The organism is Paenibacillus sp. J2TS4 (assembly GCF_018403245.1).
In the GTDB taxonomy this organism is placed as follows: Bacteria; Bacillota; Bacilli; order Paenibacillales; family NBRC-103111; genus Paenibacillus_L.
This window is the reverse complement of record NZ_BOSH01000007.1, coordinates 120,278-138,190: the sequence shown is the minus strand read 5'-3', so window position 1 is coordinate 138,190 and position 17,913 is coordinate 120,278. Positions and strand designations below refer to the sequence as shown.

Annotated in this window: 13 protein-coding genes; 10 read left to right on the top strand and 3 right to left on the bottom strand. The window is 49.1% G+C overall.

Annotated elements, in window-relative coordinates; translation table 11 throughout:
* The first annotated feature begins 158 nt into the window (after positions 1 to 158).
* The 8 genes from KJS69_RS16425 to KJS69_RS16390 all read left to right on the top strand — a co-directional run bounded on the left by KJS69_RS16425 (position 159) and on the right by KJS69_RS16390 (position 12,934).
* Entirely contained in the window at positions 159 to 1,175 is a 1,017-nt protein-coding gene (locus KJS69_RS16425) for a globin-coupled sensor protein (RefSeq protein WP_213584866.1), read from the top strand.
* A 410-nt stretch (positions 1,176 to 1,585) separates the two neighbouring features.
* Positions 1,586 to 3,247, top strand: a complete 1,662-nt coding sequence (locus KJS69_RS16420; RefSeq protein WP_213584865.1) for an extracellular solute-binding protein — start codon at positions 1,586 to 1,588, stop codon at positions 3,245 to 3,247.
* Positions 3,248 to 3,334: 87 nt separating this feature from the next.
* Positions 3,335 to 4,219 carry an ABC transporter permease gene (locus KJS69_RS16415; RefSeq protein WP_213585013.1) on the top strand — a complete coding sequence of 295 codons (885 nt, stop codon included), beginning with the start codon at positions 3,335 to 3,337 and terminating at the stop codon, positions 4,217 to 4,219.
* 15 nt (positions 4,220 to 4,234) lie between these two features.
* Positions 4,235 to 5,125, top strand: a complete 891-nt coding sequence (locus KJS69_RS16410; protein WP_374706651.1) for a carbohydrate ABC transporter permease — start codon at positions 4,235 to 4,237, stop codon at positions 5,123 to 5,125.
* A 30-nt stretch (positions 5,126 to 5,155) separates the two neighbouring features.
* On the top strand, positions 5,156 to 8,137 hold the full coding sequence (locus KJS69_RS16405; protein WP_213584864.1) for a family 78 glycoside hydrolase catalytic domain: 2,982 nt from the start codon (positions 5,156 to 5,158) through the stop codon (positions 8,135 to 8,137).
* A gap of 88 nt (positions 8,138 to 8,225) precedes the next feature.
* On the top strand, positions 8,226 to 9,965 hold the full coding sequence (locus KJS69_RS16400) for a sensor histidine kinase (protein WP_213584863.1): 1,740 nt from the start codon (positions 8,226 to 8,228) through the stop codon (positions 9,963 to 9,965).
* Positions 9,966 to 9,974: 9 nt separating this feature from the next.
* Positions 9,975 to 11,678, top strand: a complete 1,704-nt coding sequence (locus KJS69_RS16395) for a response regulator transcription factor (RefSeq protein WP_213584862.1) — start codon at positions 9,975 to 9,977, stop codon at positions 11,676 to 11,678.
* Positions 11,679 to 11,956: 278 nt separating this feature from the next.
* The gene (locus KJS69_RS16390) at positions 11,957 to 12,934 is read left to right on the top strand and encodes a diaminopimelate dehydrogenase (protein WP_213584861.1); all 978 of its coding nucleotides are present in this window, start codon (positions 11,957 to 11,959) and stop codon (positions 12,932 to 12,934) included.
* 33 nt (positions 12,935 to 12,967) lie between these two features.
* On the opposite strand, the gene KJS69_RS16385 is transcribed toward KJS69_RS16390, so the two are convergent.
* A complete protein-coding gene (locus KJS69_RS16385; protein ID WP_213584860.1) occupies positions 12,968 to 13,312 on the bottom strand; it encodes a hypothetical protein in 345 nt (114 codons plus the stop codon).
* 272 nt (positions 13,313 to 13,584) lie between these two features.
* Here KJS69_RS16385 and KJS69_RS16380 point away from each other — a divergent pair, with 272 nt between their 5' ends.
* On the top strand, positions 13,585 to 13,728 hold the full coding sequence (locus tag KJS69_RS16380; protein ID WP_213584859.1) for a hypothetical protein: 144 nt from the start codon (positions 13,585 to 13,587) through the stop codon (positions 13,726 to 13,728).
* A 681-nt stretch (positions 13,729 to 14,409) separates the two neighbouring features.
* Positions 14,410 to 15,084, top strand: a complete 675-nt coding sequence (locus KJS69_RS16375) for a uracil-DNA glycosylase (RefSeq protein WP_213584858.1) — start codon at positions 14,410 to 14,412, stop codon at positions 15,082 to 15,084.
* Positions 15,085 to 15,135: 51 nt separating this feature from the next.
* On the opposite strand, the gene KJS69_RS16370 is transcribed toward KJS69_RS16375, so the two are convergent.
* Together KJS69_RS16370 and KJS69_RS16365 are read right to left on the bottom strand one after the other, a co-directional pair.
* A complete protein-coding gene (locus KJS69_RS16370) occupies positions 15,136 to 16,092 on the bottom strand; it encodes an SPL family radical SAM protein (RefSeq protein WP_213584857.1) in 957 nt (318 codons plus the stop codon).
* Positions 16,093 to 16,573: 481 nt separating this feature from the next.
* Positions 16,574 to 17,818 (bottom strand): hypothetical protein, encoded by a 1,245-nt coding sequence (locus KJS69_RS16365; protein ID WP_213584856.1) that lies wholly within the window; start codon positions 17,816 to 17,818, stop codon positions 16,574 to 16,576.
* Between the last annotated feature and the right edge of the window lie 95 nt (positions 17,819 to 17,913).

Genomic DNA, 17,913 nt, shown 5'->3' with positions numbered 1-17,913 from the left:
AGTGTCATGGAATCTATTGCTGCCAGGGACTATCCTGCAGGAGGGTCCCTGAAGCGAGTTTTCTCAAATAAAGGAGGATTCTTAACGATGTTAATACTATAATAGATTAAGAGTAAGAATAGACAATAGGTTGAGGACCAGCGGGAAGGAGTCGGAACATGATCAGTCTGACAGAGGAACGCAGGCAACAAGTTGATTTTATAGGGATCACGGAAGAAGATTTGAACTTATTGAAGGGGAAAAAGGAAGAATTTCAGCAGATTGTCGATACTTTGGTGGACGAGCTTTATGACCACATCATGAAGCAGCCGCATTTAAAGGAAATTATTGAACGGCACAGCACGGTGGAGCGGCTTAAAGAAACCCAGAGATGGTATTTTATGTCCATGACCGAGGGGGCCATTGACGAGGAGTATATCCAGAAGCGGATGTTCGTAGGCTCCGTTCATTCGCGGATCGGGCTTACAACAAATTGGTATTTAGGAACCTACATAGTCTATTTGGACATAGCCTCAGCCCGTTTTCAGAGAATCATGCCTCATGGCTGGATGAAGGTGATCCATTCCTTAACGAAGATGTTTAATCTGGATTCCCAGCTGGTACTGGAAGCTTATGAAACAATGGAAAAGAAGAAGCTGGAGACTCTCAGTCAGGAGCAGAGTAATTTGCTGCAAGGAGTAAGCGCTTCTGTGCAAGATCTGGTAGCCATGATGGTGGAGTTGGGCAGCAGCAGTCAATCCGTGGCGGACATGGCGGAGAATACGGTCCGTTCGCAGGAGAAGGCCAATCGGCTCATTCAAGAGCTGGACAATGAAATTCAGGATATTTACAAAATGGGGGCGTTGATGCAAGAGGTTTCGGATCAGACTCATTTGCTTGGGCTGAATGCAGCCATTGAAGCGGCACGCGCAGGGGAAGAGGGGCGCGGCTTCGAAGTCGTAGCTAACGAGGTCCGCAAGCTGGCCTCCCGTTCTCATGAAGCGATGGATCAAATTCACCACAAGCTTAGGTCGATTCACAGTTATTTGCGCCAAGTAGAGAAGGAATCAGAGCAAACATCGATCTATGCCAAAACCCAATCGTCGAGCTCCCAGGAGTTGGCTTCCTTCGCCAATATGATTGAAAAAGTGACAGCGGAGCTGGAAAGCCTGAAAACGGCAAAATCGGCGAATTAGTATAAAGAGGAGCGTCTTCACGTGGGGAGGCGCTCTTATCTTCCCGGCAGCAGGCATCTGACGATGCTTTTTTTAAATATAAGAAAGTATAAGTTTTCACCCTATACCTGTTCTTATATTTCATCAGTAAACGCGCCTGTCCCGAGGACGGCGATAGCCGTTTATCCTTGGGCTATATGCCTTACTTAATAATGAATGAATCCCAAATACCGGTTGCTGGCTCTTTTCTGATTAAGGATGCCTCAGCCGGTTTCTTTTATTTCTTCCAGACCTATTCTGTATAACTCCAGTTCTGCGGGCAGGTAAAGATTATACTGCGATTGTAAAGATGTTGTTCTATTATCGAACCTAGCGTCGTTGTTACAATAAAAATGAAGCGGTTACAAATAAGTTGTTAGGGGGAATGTCAGTTGAAGAAGAAGCCTATAGCCGTCCTATTGGCCGCAACTATGGCGTTTGGTGCGGTATTAAGCGGATGTACCGGAGGGGGAGGCGGGGAAAGGCCGGAGGGAAGTGCTCCTGAGGGAAGCGCTCCTGAAGAGATTATGGACCCTCAAGCCAAATATGATCCGCCCATTGATGTTCGAATGGTAATCTCCCAAGCGGCCAATACGACGTTTCCGGAAGGCGACTCCATGAGTAATAATCTTTGGACCCGAACCTTGCTTGAAGAGTACGGCATCCAAATCAAGAGCGATTGGACTGTGGATGAGTCGCAATATAACGAGAAACTGAACGTGGCGATCGCTTCCGGTGAATTGCCCGACGTGTTCCAGGTTCGGCCGACTCAGCTTCAGCAGCTAATCGAAGCCGATATGCTGGCGGACTTGACGGATGTTTACGACAAGTACATATCCCCGTTGGCTAATGAGAAATTACGGGAGGATAATAGCGTGGGCATCAAATCCGCCACCTTCGACGGCAAATTAATGGCGATTCCTTACACGACCGCCGCAATGGATGGAGCGCCCATGCTCTGGGTGCGGAAGGATTGGCTGGATAATCTCGGTCTTCCAGAGCCGAAGACGATGGAGGATGTATTTGCGATTTCCAAGGCGTTCAAAAACGACGATCCGGATCAGAATGGTAAAGACGATACGATCGGCATTGGATTCCGCAAAGAGATATTCAGTGGCTTCGGCGGTATGACCGGCTTCTTTAACGCTTTCCACGCATACAAGAATCAATGGGTTGTCGATCCGGAGACAGGGAAGCTTGTTTACGGCAGCATTCAGCCGGAAATGAAAGAGGCCTTGGCGAAACTTCAGGAATTGTACCAGACGGGAGAGATTGAGAAGGAATTTTCCGTTAAAGGCACGGCACAACTTCAGGAGGATATTGCTACAGGGCGGGTGGGGATGATCTTTGGAGTTATGGCCGATCCTTTATTAAACCTCAACAAGTCGGTTTTGAACGATTCCAAGGCCGTTTGGGAAAGCTATCCGCTTCCTTCTATCGATGACAAGCCGGCTCGACCGCAAGTTTCTGCCGCGCCGCCTGTTTACTTCGTTGTGAATAAGGACAGCGAGCATCCCGAAGCGATCATCAAAATGTTAAACCTGTGGGTGGAGAAATGGTTTGGCGAAACGGCGGATGCCAAGTACGATTACGACGGCAGCTACCCGGCTCATAAATATTTCATAGTCCGCACATATGGAGCGAGGAAAAATCTCGATAATTATTTAAAGATTAAGGAAGCCCTGAAATCGGAAGACACAAGCCAGCTTAATCCCGGGCAGCTTGGCAATTACAATCAAGTGAAGCAATACCTTGACGGTGACAGGGAGATGTGGAATTATGCCAAAATCTTCGGACCTGAAGGGTCCCTGGGCATCGTGAACCATTACGTAAATGAGAATTTGCTGCTGCCGGACGCTTTCTACGGTATTCCGACAGACGCCATGGTGCAGCACGGAAGTACTGTAGGGGATTTGGCGGAACAAACTTTTATTAAAATTATTATAGGCGATCCGCTGGATACGTTTGATACCTTCGTTGAAAATTGGACCAAACTTGGCGGGGCCGAGATGACAAAAGAAGCCAATGAATGGTATGCAAACGAGAATAAATAGATTCATGAGGTGAGGACTATCCATACTTCTGTTAACGATACCCGCAAAATCGAACAAGGCGGCCCCCGGTTGGTCAAACGCCGTTCCATGTATTCCAGATGGCCTCTCCATTTGATGTTCTTGCCGGGAGCGATACTGCTCCTGGTCTATCATTACGTGCCGACCTTCGGGTTTATCATCGCATTTCAGAAATTTATACCGGCCAAGGGCATCCTGCGATCAGAATGGATAGGCTGGGATAACTTTCTATATCTATTACAGCTTCCCAATTTCCGCCAAGTGTTATGGAATACGATCTTTATTTCGTTCATGAAAGTCGTGGCGGGCCAGATCTTTCCGATTATTATCGCTCTTCTGCTTAACGAGATGAGAGTTAAATTTATTAAACGAAGTGTTCAAACTTTAATCTATCTGCCTCACTTTTTGTCCTGGGTCATTCTCGGAGGAATTCTAATCGATATTCTTTCCCCGACGAAGGGAATCGTGAATCAAATTCTCGTATTTTTCGGTATGGAGCCTATTTTCTTTCTCGGCAGCCCCGGTCTCTTTCCCTACGTGCTCGTTGGCACTGATTTATGGAAGGATTTCGGGTTCAGCACGATTGTCTACTTGGCCGCTTTGACCGCCATCAACCCGAGCTTATACGAAGCTGCGGTTATGGACGGGGCGAGCCGCTGGAAGCAGACATGGCATATAACATTGCCAGGGATGGCCCCTGTCATCATTCTGCTGGCCACGCTAAGTATGGGCCAGATTCTCAATGCGGGATTCGAACAGGTGTTCAATTTGTACAGCCCGGCCGTTTATGAGACCGGCGATATTATTGATACTTTAGTATACCGGATGGGATTGGTTCAAGCGCAGTACGGCCTTGCTACGGCAGTGGGGCTTTTCAAATCGATCGTCTCCTTGCTCCTTATTTCAGTCTCTTATTTTTTGGCCTATCGATTTGCCAACTACCGAATCTTTTAGAAAGGCGTGTTGTTCTTGGTTGAGGATAAAGCTTGGACAGCAAGGACCATGATCACTGTCAACTATGTGTTTATGATTTCGTTATCCTTGCTGTGCATTCTTCCGGTTATTCATATTTGGGCGATATCATTCAGCTCGAATCAAGCTGCTTCCTCCGGTTTGGTTACTATATGGCCTGTGGATTTCACATGGGACGCTTACAAATTCGTACTGGGCAAGCCGGATTTTCTCCGTTCGTTGGGTGTCACCTTGAGCAGGGTGCTGATCGGGGTTCCAATAAATCTTCTGCTCACGATGCTCATGGCCTATCCATTGTCCAAGGAGCAGAGAGTATTTCCGTGGCGCACGGCCTATGCCTGGTTTGTCGTCTTTACGATGCTGTTTCACGGAGGCTTGATTCCTCTGTATATGACGGTTAGGGAAACCGGAATTATGAATACGATATGGGCCCTGATTCTGCCGGGGGCTGTACCGGTATTCAATGTCGTTCTGCTGCTGAACTTTTTTCGCCAGCTGCCTAAGGAACTGGAAGAAGCTGCGTTTATCGATGGAGCGGGTCATATGACGATGCTGACCCGGATTTTCCTTCCGCTCTCCCTTCCCGCTCTGGCGACCATTACGTTATTTTCCACAGTGGGTCACTGGAATGCCTGGTTCGATGGAATGATTTTTATGAAATCCCCTGAACATTATCCGCTGCAGACTTATTTAAGGACCATCATTATCGATCTTGATTTTACCGCTCTCGGATCATCGGAGGACGCCCTTCGGCAGGCGGAGAATATATCGGAGCGGACGACGCGAGCCGCGCAAATCTTTCTTGGATCCTTGCCCATTTTGCTCGTATATCCGTTCCTGCAAAAATATTTCATGAAGGGAATCATCCTCGGAAGCGTCAAAGAGTAGACATGGATAAAAATATTAAAGGGGCGATGAATGGTGTTAAGTCATATCGCAATGGATTGGAAAGCCAAATGGATTTGGGGAGGTTTACAAGATAGTCCGCGCAACGAGTGGCGCTGTTTCCGCAATACGTTTATCGTCCCAGCGGAAGGGTGGGATACGGGAACGGTCTCGATTACAGCGGATTCGAGATATGTTCTTTACATTAACGGCAAGCGGGTAGGCAGAGGGCCGAACAGAAGCTGGCCGGAAGAGCAGTCGTATGACACTTATACGGTCGGCCATTTGCTTAAGCCCGGTCTACCCAATACGATAGCCGTACTGGTGCAGCACTTCGGCGTATCGACTTTTTATTACATTCGGGGGCGCGGAGGGCTGCTTGCTCAGCTTGATCTTGTGAAAGAAGGAGAATCGATCCAGCGGATCCTAACGGATGGAACTTGGAAAACTTCCCGTCATTGGGGTCAGGATGGACAGGCACAGAGAATGTCGAGTCAGAACGCGTTTGCCGAGCGGATAGATGCCCGGTTATGGGACGAGGAATGGATGGGGACAAGTTTCAACGATACGGGCTGGGAGCAAGCCCGAGTTATAGGAGAAGCAGGGATGGCTCCATGGGATCGGCTGGTGCCGCGGTCGATTCCTCCGCTAACGGAAGAGGTCGTCTATCCTTCCCGTGTGGAATCGTTAAGCAAGGTCGTCCCCATTCCATGGTCCGCTAACATAGAACTGCGTAACCAGATGATACCGGGCAGCGAAGATGATGCCAACGCTTATCCTTATGCAGGGTTCATTGCCACGGTCATTCGGACCGCCGGAGAGGCGAAAGCGGTTATCGGCTTTACCTATGCGACGCCGCACTTCCAAGGAGTAATTGTAAATGGTGTCCATTATTCGAAATCTGACATGACCGCCGTACGGTCGCAAAAATATTTGGAGACCGAATTGAAAGCCGGGGACAATCTAATCATGATTATATTGGCCGGCAACGATCACGGCAGAGGCCTGTTTATGGGGATAGACTGTGAAGAACCGTTTGAATTGCATTCGCCGCTGGAGGTTGCCACAGCAACAGATGATGATCTGTCTCCGTTTATCTCTATCGGCCCGTTTATAAGCTATGAATACATTGATCACCAGTTTAGCGGGGAAGATCGGGCGAAACAACAAATCATTGATGCCTGTGCCCGATTCGACTCCGCCACTCCGGATAACGATGCTGCGAGGGAGGTCATCTCGTCTTTTATTGCGGTCGGGAAAATTGGCGCCAAAGAAGAGCTTGCCGCTTGGATGCAATGGATACGCCCGATCCCGAATAAGTTTGTAAGCAAAGAATCCGTAGCCGTCCTTTCGACCTGGAAGAAGGAATCCCGGATGCTCCCGGTTCCCGCTTCCCTTCAGCAAGCTGTGGCCGCGAACTTTATGCCTGGACCGATTCCGGTCTATCCTCGTGAGGACACGGAAATCATTGTCGATTTCGGACGTCAGGTGGCCGGCTACTTGACCTTTCAAGTGGAGGCGGAGGAAGGAGTTATTCTCGACTTTCACGGTTTCGAGCATATGCGCGATGGCTGGGTTCAGGATACGAACTACTTGGAGAACACATTGCGATACATTTGTCGTGAAGGGTATCAGGAGCATTCTTCACCTATCAAACGCGGATTCAGGTATGTCATGATAACCGTTCGGGGAGCGCGGAAGCCGGTCAAGCTGTACGGAATTCAACAGGTGCAAAGCCATTATCCGATTGCGGAAGTTGGCCAGTTTCACAGTTCGGATCCGCTGCTTAACGAGATTTGGCGGATCAGTCAACGGACGACCCGGTTGTGTATGGAAGATACGTTCGTCGATTGTCCGGCTTACGAGCAGACGTTCTGGGTTGGCGACGCCCGTAATGAAGCTCTTATTAGCTATTATTTGTTCGGCGGAGAAGAAATGGTGAAGCGGTGTCTCGAACTGGTGCCGGGATCGAGAAGCCAGACCCCTTTATATTCCGACCAGGTGCCGAGCGGTTGGAGCAGTGTTATTCCGAATTGGACTTTCTTATGGGTGAACGCTTGTGAGGAGTATTATGAACGAACCGGGGATACTGCCTTCGCGGCCCGCCTGTGGCCACATGTCGCTTTTACGCTCGATCATTACTTGAAGCTGTTGGATTCGCGCGGGCTGCTTTCGATGGACGCATGGAACTTTCTCGATTGGGCCCCGATCGATTCACCGCGGGAAGGCATCGTCACCCATCAAAACATGTTCTTGGTCAAAGCACTGCGCAGTGCTGCAGTTCTCGGCCGATTGGCGGGGGATGAAGGCAGGGCGGAATTTTTTCGGGATGCGGAGGACCAGCTTGCGGCTGCCATCGACAGGCATCTCTGGTCGGAGGAGAAGCAGGCCTATCTGGACTGTATTCATTCGGACGGGCGGATTTCCCCGATCTACAGCATGCAAACACAGGTCGTATCGATCGTGTGCAATATACCGAAGGGCGAGCGGAAGGAGAAACTGCTGCAATATTTGACTTCACCACCCGAAGATTTCGTTCCGATCGGCAGTCCGTTCATGTCCTTCTTCTATTATGAAGCGCTGGTCCAAGCCGGACGGTATTCCGAAATGGTCGATGATATCCGTAAGCAATTCGGCCAAATGCTCGAATACGGCGCAACGACCTGCTGGGAGATGTACCCCAAATTGAAGGGGGGACGAATAGATCCCGAGAATCTGACGCGGAGCCATTGTCACGCCTGGTCCGCTGCTCCCGGGTATTTCCTGGGAGCCCACGTGCTCGGGGTGCAATACGCGAAAACCGGCTGGCGAAAAATAAAAGTACAGCCGCAAATATGCGGCTTGACATGGGCGCGGGGGAGTGTGCCGCTGCCTGGGGAAGGACGAATCGACGTCGCCTGGGGGATGGATCGCGAAGGGCTCCTGCAGCTTCAACTATGGTTGCCTGATCATGTCGAAGCCGAGGTAAGTTTACCGGAAGGGATAGATGGAACGATCAATATTTGCCGTTTCTAAAAAGAAACGGCGCCACCTTAAAGGAATGTCCTTGAAAAAAAAGGGCGTTCCTCTTTTCTGTAGAATGCTTTAAAAAAGGGGGGAGCAGATGAATTTGCACGTAAAACTAACGAGCCTTTATTCGAAGCTTTTTTTGGCTTTTCTCATTGTTATCGTTCCGATATATGTGATCAGCTTGACAATGAACGAGTATGGTGAAAAAACCATCCGGAAGGAAGTCAAAAATTCGATGCAATCCAGAGTTAATTTCTACATTCGGCTGCTTGAGAACGAATTTAACCGGATCATTCATATGCAGAAGGCGTTCGTCAATGACAGGGAGCTTCGCATGCTGAGTACGGCCGCCGCCATCATGGGGGATATTGAGTATCGGGATACGGTCTATACGATCAATTCGAGATTAAAAGCTATGATGAATTCAAGCGTATATATTGCGGATGCCGACGTATTTCTCCCGAAAGAGGACCGGATCATCACCGCCGTGTCGTTCTACGAAAAGATGCCTCACGATAAATTCAAAGCACTGAAGGCGGTAAGCAGCAGGCCGCGGAATCCGTTTGTTTTCTGGGACGGGCGTCTGTTTGTCAGCTTCCCGTATTCCGATCTGGCCTTAATCAATAAAGAGGAGCCGGTCTTTCTCCTAAGCGCGGAAATATCGCAGACCGAGATTGCGGAAGTCCTCGAACGAATGAAGATCGGGAGCAGCGGAGGCGCCATGATTATCGGGCAGCAAGGGGAGTGGGCCATTGCAAGCGAGGATGACAAGGATACACAGCAAGTGATGCTGAAGCTTCTATCGTCGCATAGTGGGGTACAGTCGGCGGGCGACTTCGATATCGTCGAAATTGACGGGAAGCGGAACTGGGTTTCTTTCGATTATTCGCCTTCGTTAGGCATCGCTCTTTTCATGCATATACCCGAAGAGGAAATGCTGGGCTCGCAAGCAAGATACCGGTTATGGTTCTGGATGCTGTCGGGGATTTCCTTGCTGGTCGTTGCCGTCTTCTCGTTCTGGATCTTCCGCCAGGTTCATCTGCCGATGAAAAGATTGGTCCGGGCGTTCCATCGGGTCGAGGATGGGAACTTGGTCGTTACAATCCGGGAGGATCGCTCCGATGAATTCTCCTATTTATATAAACAATTCAATACGATGGTGAAAAGAATCAATGAGCTGATCCACGAAGTGTATGAGCAGAAATATCGGGCGAATTTATCCGAGCTGCGCCAACTTCAATCGCAAATCAGTCCGCATTTTCTGTATAACAGTTTCTTTATTTTGTCCCGCATGGCCAAATATGAAAATTACGAGAGCATTACTAAACTTTCCAATTATCTAGGTTCCTATTTCCGCTATGTAACCCGAACGAATATGGAAGAGGTTCCTCTGAAAGAGGAGGTGAGCTTCGCCAGGACATACGTGCAAATTCAGACTTTTCGGTTTGAAGACAGAATTCGGGTAGAATACAGCGAGCTTCCGAAGGAGTTCGAGATGATTTCGATCCCGCGACTCATCCTGCAGCCGATCGTAGAGAACGTGTATGAGCACGGTCTTAAAAATAAAGTCAAGGACGGGCTTCTGCGGGTGACTTTTATGAAATCGGGGGAGCAGTTGATTATTGCCGTGGAGGATAACGGGGAAGGAATGCAGGAGGCGGAATTCCTGCAATTACTGCGAAAGCTTGATCAGTTGGATGGTGATATGGAAACGACCGGGTTGGTCAATGTACACCGCAGGTTGAAACTGCGCTACGGACCGGCTAGCGGTTTAAGGCTGAGCCGAACGGCGGCAGGAGGATTCAAGGTGGAAATCTGCCTTCCCATCAAATAGGAGGAGCTAATGTATAATATTTTGATCGTGGATGATGAACCTAAGATCGTCAATATGCTCTATGAACAGCTGCGGGAATGGGATAAGGTCGATTGGGAGGTATACCGTGCTTATTCGGCTGCAGAAGCTTTGCAAACGATTGTGGCAACGAAAATTGATATCGTGCTGACGGACATCCATATGCCGGGAATGAGCGGTTTGGAGCTTCAGGCCCGAATATGTAAGCAGTGGCCGCGCTGTAAGGTGATTTTTCTGACCGGATATAACGATTTCGATTATATTCAGACCGCCATGCGAAACGGGGCTGTGGATTATATTCTCAAAATCGACGATGATGACGCGATTATCGCCTCTATTGATAAAGCCATTCGTAGTTTGCAGAATGATGTGGCGATCGAGCAGTATATGCGCCGTGCGGAACTGCAACTGAAGGAAGCCAGGCCTGCGCTTCAAAAGGAATATTTGTGGGGCTTGCTTCAAGGAGAACTTGCTGCCAATCAGATTACGGCGGAGAGATTCAATGAACTTGCAATGCCGCTGGATGCGGCTGCCGGAGTGCTGCTGGTTGCCGGCCGCATTGACCGTTGGCCCGATAAGATCGAACCGTCGGACAAATCTTTGTTAACTTTCGCACTTGATAATATCGCCACCGAGTATTTATCGAAGACCCGGCATATTTTTTTCTCTCATCAATATTGTAATTTGGTTTGGTTTATCCAGCCGGGTTTCTTGGGAGAGGACCCCGAAGAGGATTGGGAAGAATGTCTGACCTTCGTTATCGGAATGATGTCGGACATTCAAGCCGCCTATGAACAATTGATCAAGATCCCGGTTTCCTTGGCTGTTAGCCAATCGCCGTGCAACTGGACTGAAATTCCGATTCAATATTTAAAGCTGCAGCAGCTGCTATGGCAGGGATTCGGAATTGGCGGGGAAATCATCTTGCAGGAAAATTACGCCTGTGTACATGTAGGAAACTCCGAGATCGGGGAGGATCAAATCAAACAGGAAAGTGTAATGATCCTAAGGAAAATTAAAAAGCTGCAAGATCATTTGGAGAGTGGGCAAAAAGAAGAATTTTTTGAAATATATAGAGAAGCCGCAGCATTTACCCGCCGTCTTGTCGCTGCCCCCGAGCTTCATTCTTATCGCGTTGAAATTCAGTTCGCGCTTACATCGGTATATCTGTCCTATATCAATCAATCCGAACTCCTTCCAGTCATGTCCCCGGGAATCGACCTCAATCCGTTGCTTGGACAAGCGGCATTCCGGTCTTGGGAAGAGGCAGAGTTGTATTTTTACAGGTTGTCCGAGCACTTATTCTCAATAAGAAGGAACGATCAGAAAGATCGAACGGGCAGGATGATTGCCATCATCAACCGATACATTGAGCAGCATTTAAATCAGGCTCTGTCGCTGGATTGCCTTGCGGATCAGGTAGGTCTTCATCCGGCATACTTGTCCAGAATATACAAGCAAGCGACAGGACGGCGGCTATCGGATTATATTAAGGAAATCCGAATCGGCAAGGCCAAAGAGCTGTTGGCTGACGATAGATTGAGGATTCATGAGGTCGCCGCGAGAGTTGGCTTCGAAACGTCCTATTACTTCTCTAAAGTATTTAAAAAGGAAATGAGCTGTACTCCCCAGGAATTCCGGGATCGTTGCGCGAAATCACCTTCGTTCAGGCAGATACACAGAGGAGAAGGGTGATTAAGCATCGGCCGGGGGAGGGGAGCTCATCCCCTTTCTATATGGAGTCAAAGATGAAAGGCATCATCAAGCGGTTAGACAATCGCTTGTTCGAAAGATAGGAGTGAATGCGCGGAATGAATCAAACTCCAAGGAATAAAAATGTTTTCCGACAGATATAAAAGATTTCTATTGTGCTATTCGTTGTTTAGACATTTATTTTATTGCTATAATGGTCAGAGTATAGACATACTTCGATGGAGTATGAGACTTTGGCTAGCCAGAAATGAGGGAGATTCATGAACGGAAAAATAACGGTCGGTATTGTAGGCTATGGGAATCTCGGGAGGGGCGTGGAATTGGCTCTGAGACAAAACCCGGATTTCGAGCTGGAAGCGATATTCACGAGGAGACAACCGGAGGACGTTACGGCTGGCTCCAAGCTCGTGCATATTTCGGAAGCAGAGGCTTACCAAGATAAGATTGATGTAATGATTCTATGCGGTGGCTCGGCCACGGATTTGCCGAAGCAGGGGCCGGAATTGGCCGCTATGTTCAGTACGGTGGACAGCTTCGACACGCATGCCCGCATTCCGGAATATTACGCCCAGATCGATGCTGTGGCCAAGCAGGCCGGGCATATCAGCGTTATTTCGACTGGCTGGGACCCGGGGCTGTTCTCGTTGAACCGATTGCTGGGTGAAGCGATCCTCCCTGAGGGTAATCAGTACACCTTCTGGGGTAAAGGGGTCAGCCAAGGCCATTCCGATGCGATTCGCCGGGTGGCCGGAGTGAAGAGGGGAGTTCAATATACCATTCCAAGCGAGGCCGCTGTATCCCAAGTCCGCGAAGGGAAGAATCCCGACCTGACGACCAGAGACAAGCATATCCGGGAATGCTTCATCGTAGCGGAGGAAGGGGCGGACAAGGCTAAAATTGAGCAGGAAATTAAAACGATGCCCAATTATTTCGCCGATTATGACACGATCGTTCACTTTATCTCGGATGAGGAAATGGACGCTAATCATTCGGCCATGCCGCATGGCGGCCACGTCCTTCGTTCCGGGAAGACCGGGGAAGACAGCACTCAAATCATGGAATTCGGCTTGAAGCTGGGAAGCAATCCTGAATTCACCGCGAGTGTGCTCGTTGCTTATGCCAGAGCGGCTTACAAGCTCGCCAAGGAAGGACAGACCGGAGCCAGGACGGTGTTGGACATTCCATTCGGCTATCTGTCACCGAAGTCACCTGAGCAGCTGCGCAAAGAATTACTGTAACGGGCTAAGGCTGTTGGCTATTGTCCTTGGATTCTAAAAGCCAAGAAGCTTCCGGCCTAACAAACGTGGGTAACGGCAAATTTGAGGCGCTTCCGAAGTAGTTACTGAAGGGCGCTTAAGAAACCGTCGAAGCAACAGCTGAGGAGGGCCGTGAAGAATGGCGAAGAACTTGACTGAAGAAGGCGTAAAGGCGGCGTAGGTGATGCCTCTGGAGAAATCGCGAAGAAGCCGTTCGGGAACAGCCGCTGAAGAAGCCGCGAAGAACACACCGGTGAACATAACGGGATGCTGACTTTTTAACCGAAGAACCTGCAGATCGATTCCGAGAGGAGGCTTCTGCAGGTTTTTTTCCGAACTTAGGCGCTCTGTGAAGGACATTCGATATGAATCTGGAAGCAGTCGATAGGATCAGGAAATGGATTGAATTAGTTTCCAGGGGCGATGAAGCAATCGATGGAACTATGCTACAATTCTATTAAGGCTCAAATCTCAAGGTTAGTGCTTGACCGGATACAGACCGATCTAACGAACTCCGAGAGACCGTCGATTCATAGTGGAAATGGCGAAGGATAGGATGAAAAGATGTGCGAAAAAAATCCAACGGTGTACAGTATCCAAAGGTTGTACAGCCAAAATGAACGGTAACGGTCATGACCGATCACTATTCGCCAAATGAAACGGTAACGGTCATGACCGATCACTATTCGCCAAATGAAACGGTAACGGTCATGACCGATCACTATTCGCCAAATGAAACGGTAACGGTCATGACCGATCACTGTTCGCCAAAATGAACGGTAACGGTCATGACCGATCACTGTTCGTCAAATGAAACGGTAACGGTCATGACCGACCATTATCCGCCAAATGAGACGGTTTCTTTATTCTGACGGACATGAATGTCCTTTATCCGAGAAACTCTCCTCATTTCGCATCATTTTCTCGGCTAAGGGTCACTGGTGTCCATTACGTTTCCGAAAAGCCCCTTTGGGGACGGCTAATGGTCACGGATGTCCGTTATAATGGTAGATGCACATGGTACTCTACATCGAAGTTCCGCAAGGGAGCCCGCATGAGAACGCCACATGGTAGCCGCACATGGTACTCTACTTCGAAGCGCCTATGAGTCGTTACATGGGCCGACATCGCGCATGGGATTTGATATTATTGCACAAAAGTCGCGAGGGGGATGGCCGCAAGCGTTCTAGCGAACTGTGTATCCTTATTTGTGCAAAAAATAGGAGCGGCGGGATGGTAACGAAACTGGGTAACTCTATCGGCGGAAAAGTCGATAAAAAGAGGCGAAAAAGGGAAGATAGCGATATGCAGTTTCGTTAAAATTTGAAACAAGGTAAAAATAGCGATTTAACGATATGTAGTTTCGTTACAATTCATGATACCTTTTCTTCGAGGGCTTATTTCTTTTTTGAGACTCTATTAATCGGATCATACCATATACAAGGAAGGTTAGGAGAATGGCTATTTTAAACAATGACTGGGCTCCGCTGCTCGAGCCGGAGTTCCATAAACCTTATTATCTTCGTCTTAGAGAACTGCTGGTCCATGAATACAATACATATACCGTTTATCCGGATATGCGTGAAATCTACTCCGCCCTTCATTTGACGCCTTACGAGAAAACGAAAGTAGTTATTATCGGCCAGGACCCTTATCACGGTCCGGGGCAAGCCCACGGGCTTAGCTTCTCGGTCAAGCCGGGCATTCAACCTCCTCCATCGTTGAAAAACATCTTTAAAGAGCTTCAGCAGGATCTGGGCTGCAGCATTCCCAATAACGGCTATCTGGAGAGCTGGGCGGAACAAGGTGTCCTCATGCTGAATTCCGTGCTAACGGTAAGGAGAGGGCTGGCCAATTCACATCAAGGACAAGGCTGGGAAACCTTCACGGATCGAGTCATCGAGCTGTTGAATGAAAGAGAGGAGCCCCTGGTCTTCTTGTTGTGGGGAAAATATGCTCAAGAGAAGGCATCGAGAATTACGTCGGGGAGACATTATATCATAAGGTCGCCCCATCCGAGTCCGTTCTCGGCGAATCGGGGTTTTTTTGGGAGTCGGCCGTTCTCCAAGGCGAATCACTTCCTGCGTGAAAGCGGGATGGCCGAAATCGACTGGCAAATCCCTGATATATAATAAAGGCCGCCGCGGATCAATTGCCAGCGGATCAAAGCTCAGCGCCGCGGATCAATTGCCAAAGGAAAAGCTGAGCTGAACCGGCTCATTGGCCGAAGAGGGGCCATTAGGAATACCCTCCGGCTCGCTACGCTTAACAGGCTGCTTAGTCCCGAGCTTATACTTGGCAAGCAGTCTTTTAATCTCCGTCATCTTCTCCTCGCGATAATCGGAAGGGGCATAGCCGGAATACCGGTATAGCTGCGCATATCGCCGGACAAGCTCCGGGAACGATTGCTCCAGCATTCCAAAGAACCATACCTTTACTTCCGCTGTGCTTAAACGTAAGTAGGATGGAATCATGAAACGGGGGCGGTACTGGGAGGCGGTCTCGATTAGCTCCTGCAAATCCTCTGCAGCGTCGGTTAAATAAGGAAGGACAGGCGCCATAAAAATTCCGGCCTCTATACCTGCCCCGACTAGCTGTCCGACGGTCTCCAGTCGTTTAATCGGAGAAGGGGTGGACGGTTCCAGCTTTCTCCATACGGTCCGGTTAAGAGTATTCACACTGAGATTAACCGATACGTGAGGCAGCTTGAGCAGCAGATCCATATCTCTGAGGATGAGCGGAGAACGGGTGGTTATGCTGGCAGGAACCCGATATTTAGCCAGCAGTTCCAAGCATTGTCGGGTTAGCCGGGCATTGCCTTCGATCGGCTGGTAAGGATCGGTGGCTGTGCCGATAGCAATGCTGCCCAGCCCCTTCAGCCCCTTCCTGGACCGGGCGGCGGAATGGAGCTGGCGCTCCAACGCCTCCGCGGCATTTTCCTTTAAATAGATGTGATTCTGAAACGCATCATCGGCTCTTTCTCCCAAGAAGGAATGAGTACTGCGAGCATAGCAGAAGCTGCACCCGTGCTGACATCCTCTATATGGATTAAGGGACCAGTCGAAAGGCATCGAGGGGGCTTTGACCGGATTGAGCATCGTCTTGGCCTGCATGAGCTCATATTGGATTGGGCGGGTCATGGTCATCATCCCTTCCTTAAGAGAACTATTCTGAACTGGCCAGCCTCTTAACATTGTCGATTAGTGTTATGCTGCTATTCTTCCTCAATGATTGACGAACATATATTCGTAATTATTAGAGATTATAGCACGTTATAACCAGCCTGTGCAATTACTATTGGAGGGGAATCAGCGGGTAAACTTTGGCAGGGAATTATAGTTTATTTAAGCGTATATTGCTTCAAACCTCCCTGTGGCATTCACACCACAGTTATACCAATCAGAACGGATTAACCGGTAAGAGCCAGTAGGATAAAAGGGTACCTTACCTTAGTGCCATCTGACGGAAGCGAATCCATGGGCCAACCCGGCCCTGCCCACCCTTAAACGGTAAACGCGGCCACAGGAAATACCCGGCTAAGTTAGCCGGGTATTTAACGAAGTATAGGTTTAACTTGCCCGACGATTGACTTGTCGAGCTACCGTCCATTTATGTTTGAATCTACTTTGAATCTGTTGAACCTTCTGTTGAATCTTCCGTTGAACCTTCTTCCAGGTCTTCGTCTTCCTCCGAATCTTCCTCCGGTTCGCCACTCGGCTCGGATGCATCCTTCAGAAGAAGAGCCTTAAGCAGCCATTCCCGCTTTAATCCTGACCCGCCCTGTAATTCGGGGAGCGGGAATTTCCAAGGCTCCTCCCAATTCTGGGAGAAAGCACTCAATATATTAAGCAAGGCCGCACCCCATTCATCTATTTCATTAACGATCGGGGCGATCCGCGGGTAGTAATGAAGATAAGTTTCCCTCATAATCGATTCGGCCGCGGCAGGAATGTTCGGATTGATTTGGGACTCAATCACCTGCCGCTGCTCCTTGCCGAGCTCGAGCTTGCCTGAGGGCGAGGTCTCTAATTGTTGGTCGCCTTCGATAACTCCGTTGGCTTTCCCCCACCATAGAAGGACCCAATCTACCAAGGCTGAGTAGGCATCAGGCAGGTGATGGCCTAGTTTGGGCTCGGGCTTCTGAAGGTTGACGACGAACGAGTCGCCGAATTTAATCAATTTGGCGTTCCCGGTTGCTCCATGCCAATGAAGAGCGATTAAAGCTCTCGTCTTACTCTTGTTCGACGTCTCCTCGCTGCGGCATATCCTCCTTAGCATTTTTTCTGCGCGCAGGCCGGGGAAATAGGTCAGCATACGGATGGCCATGTCAACGGACTGCGGGAGATCCAGCAGAGGCTCGATCAAATCATAGATTTCCTCCGGCTTTTTTTCCGGAATCCAGTCCAGATAAATTTTATGCTCGGCTATTTCATCCAAAGAAGGAGGCTCGGACGATTCTTTATCCGGATTATTCCCCGCATGGATCCTCTCCGCATTCTTTGCCATCATTTGCCCTATATCGGCAATGATGTGCCCCAGCATCTCACGGTCCTTCTCCTCGGCTCTTTCGGAATAAAGGCGGAGCCATTCCATGAGCGCTTTAGGATTATGTTTATAGGCGCTGAGTGCGGAGCCGATAAGCTCTTTTACATAAGGGAGCTCACGCTTGGCGTACCGGGCCAACAAAATTTGTTGATCGCCCGTTTCTTTCATAATGCCAAGACCGAATATAAGGCTCACCCAGGACTGATAATGGTTGGGATCCAGCATAATTGTACGGTAAAACAAGTTAGAGGCGGCTCCCAGAGCCCCGCGGTTTATATAATCAACAGCCAAATTAAAATGAAAGCTGATCGGATTTTCCATCGTTGTTTCCCCTCCATAAACAAATAAACTGTGCATGTCTACTTTACCAGATGAGCCGGGAGAACAAAAGCAAAAAGATCAAGAAACGTTTCTGA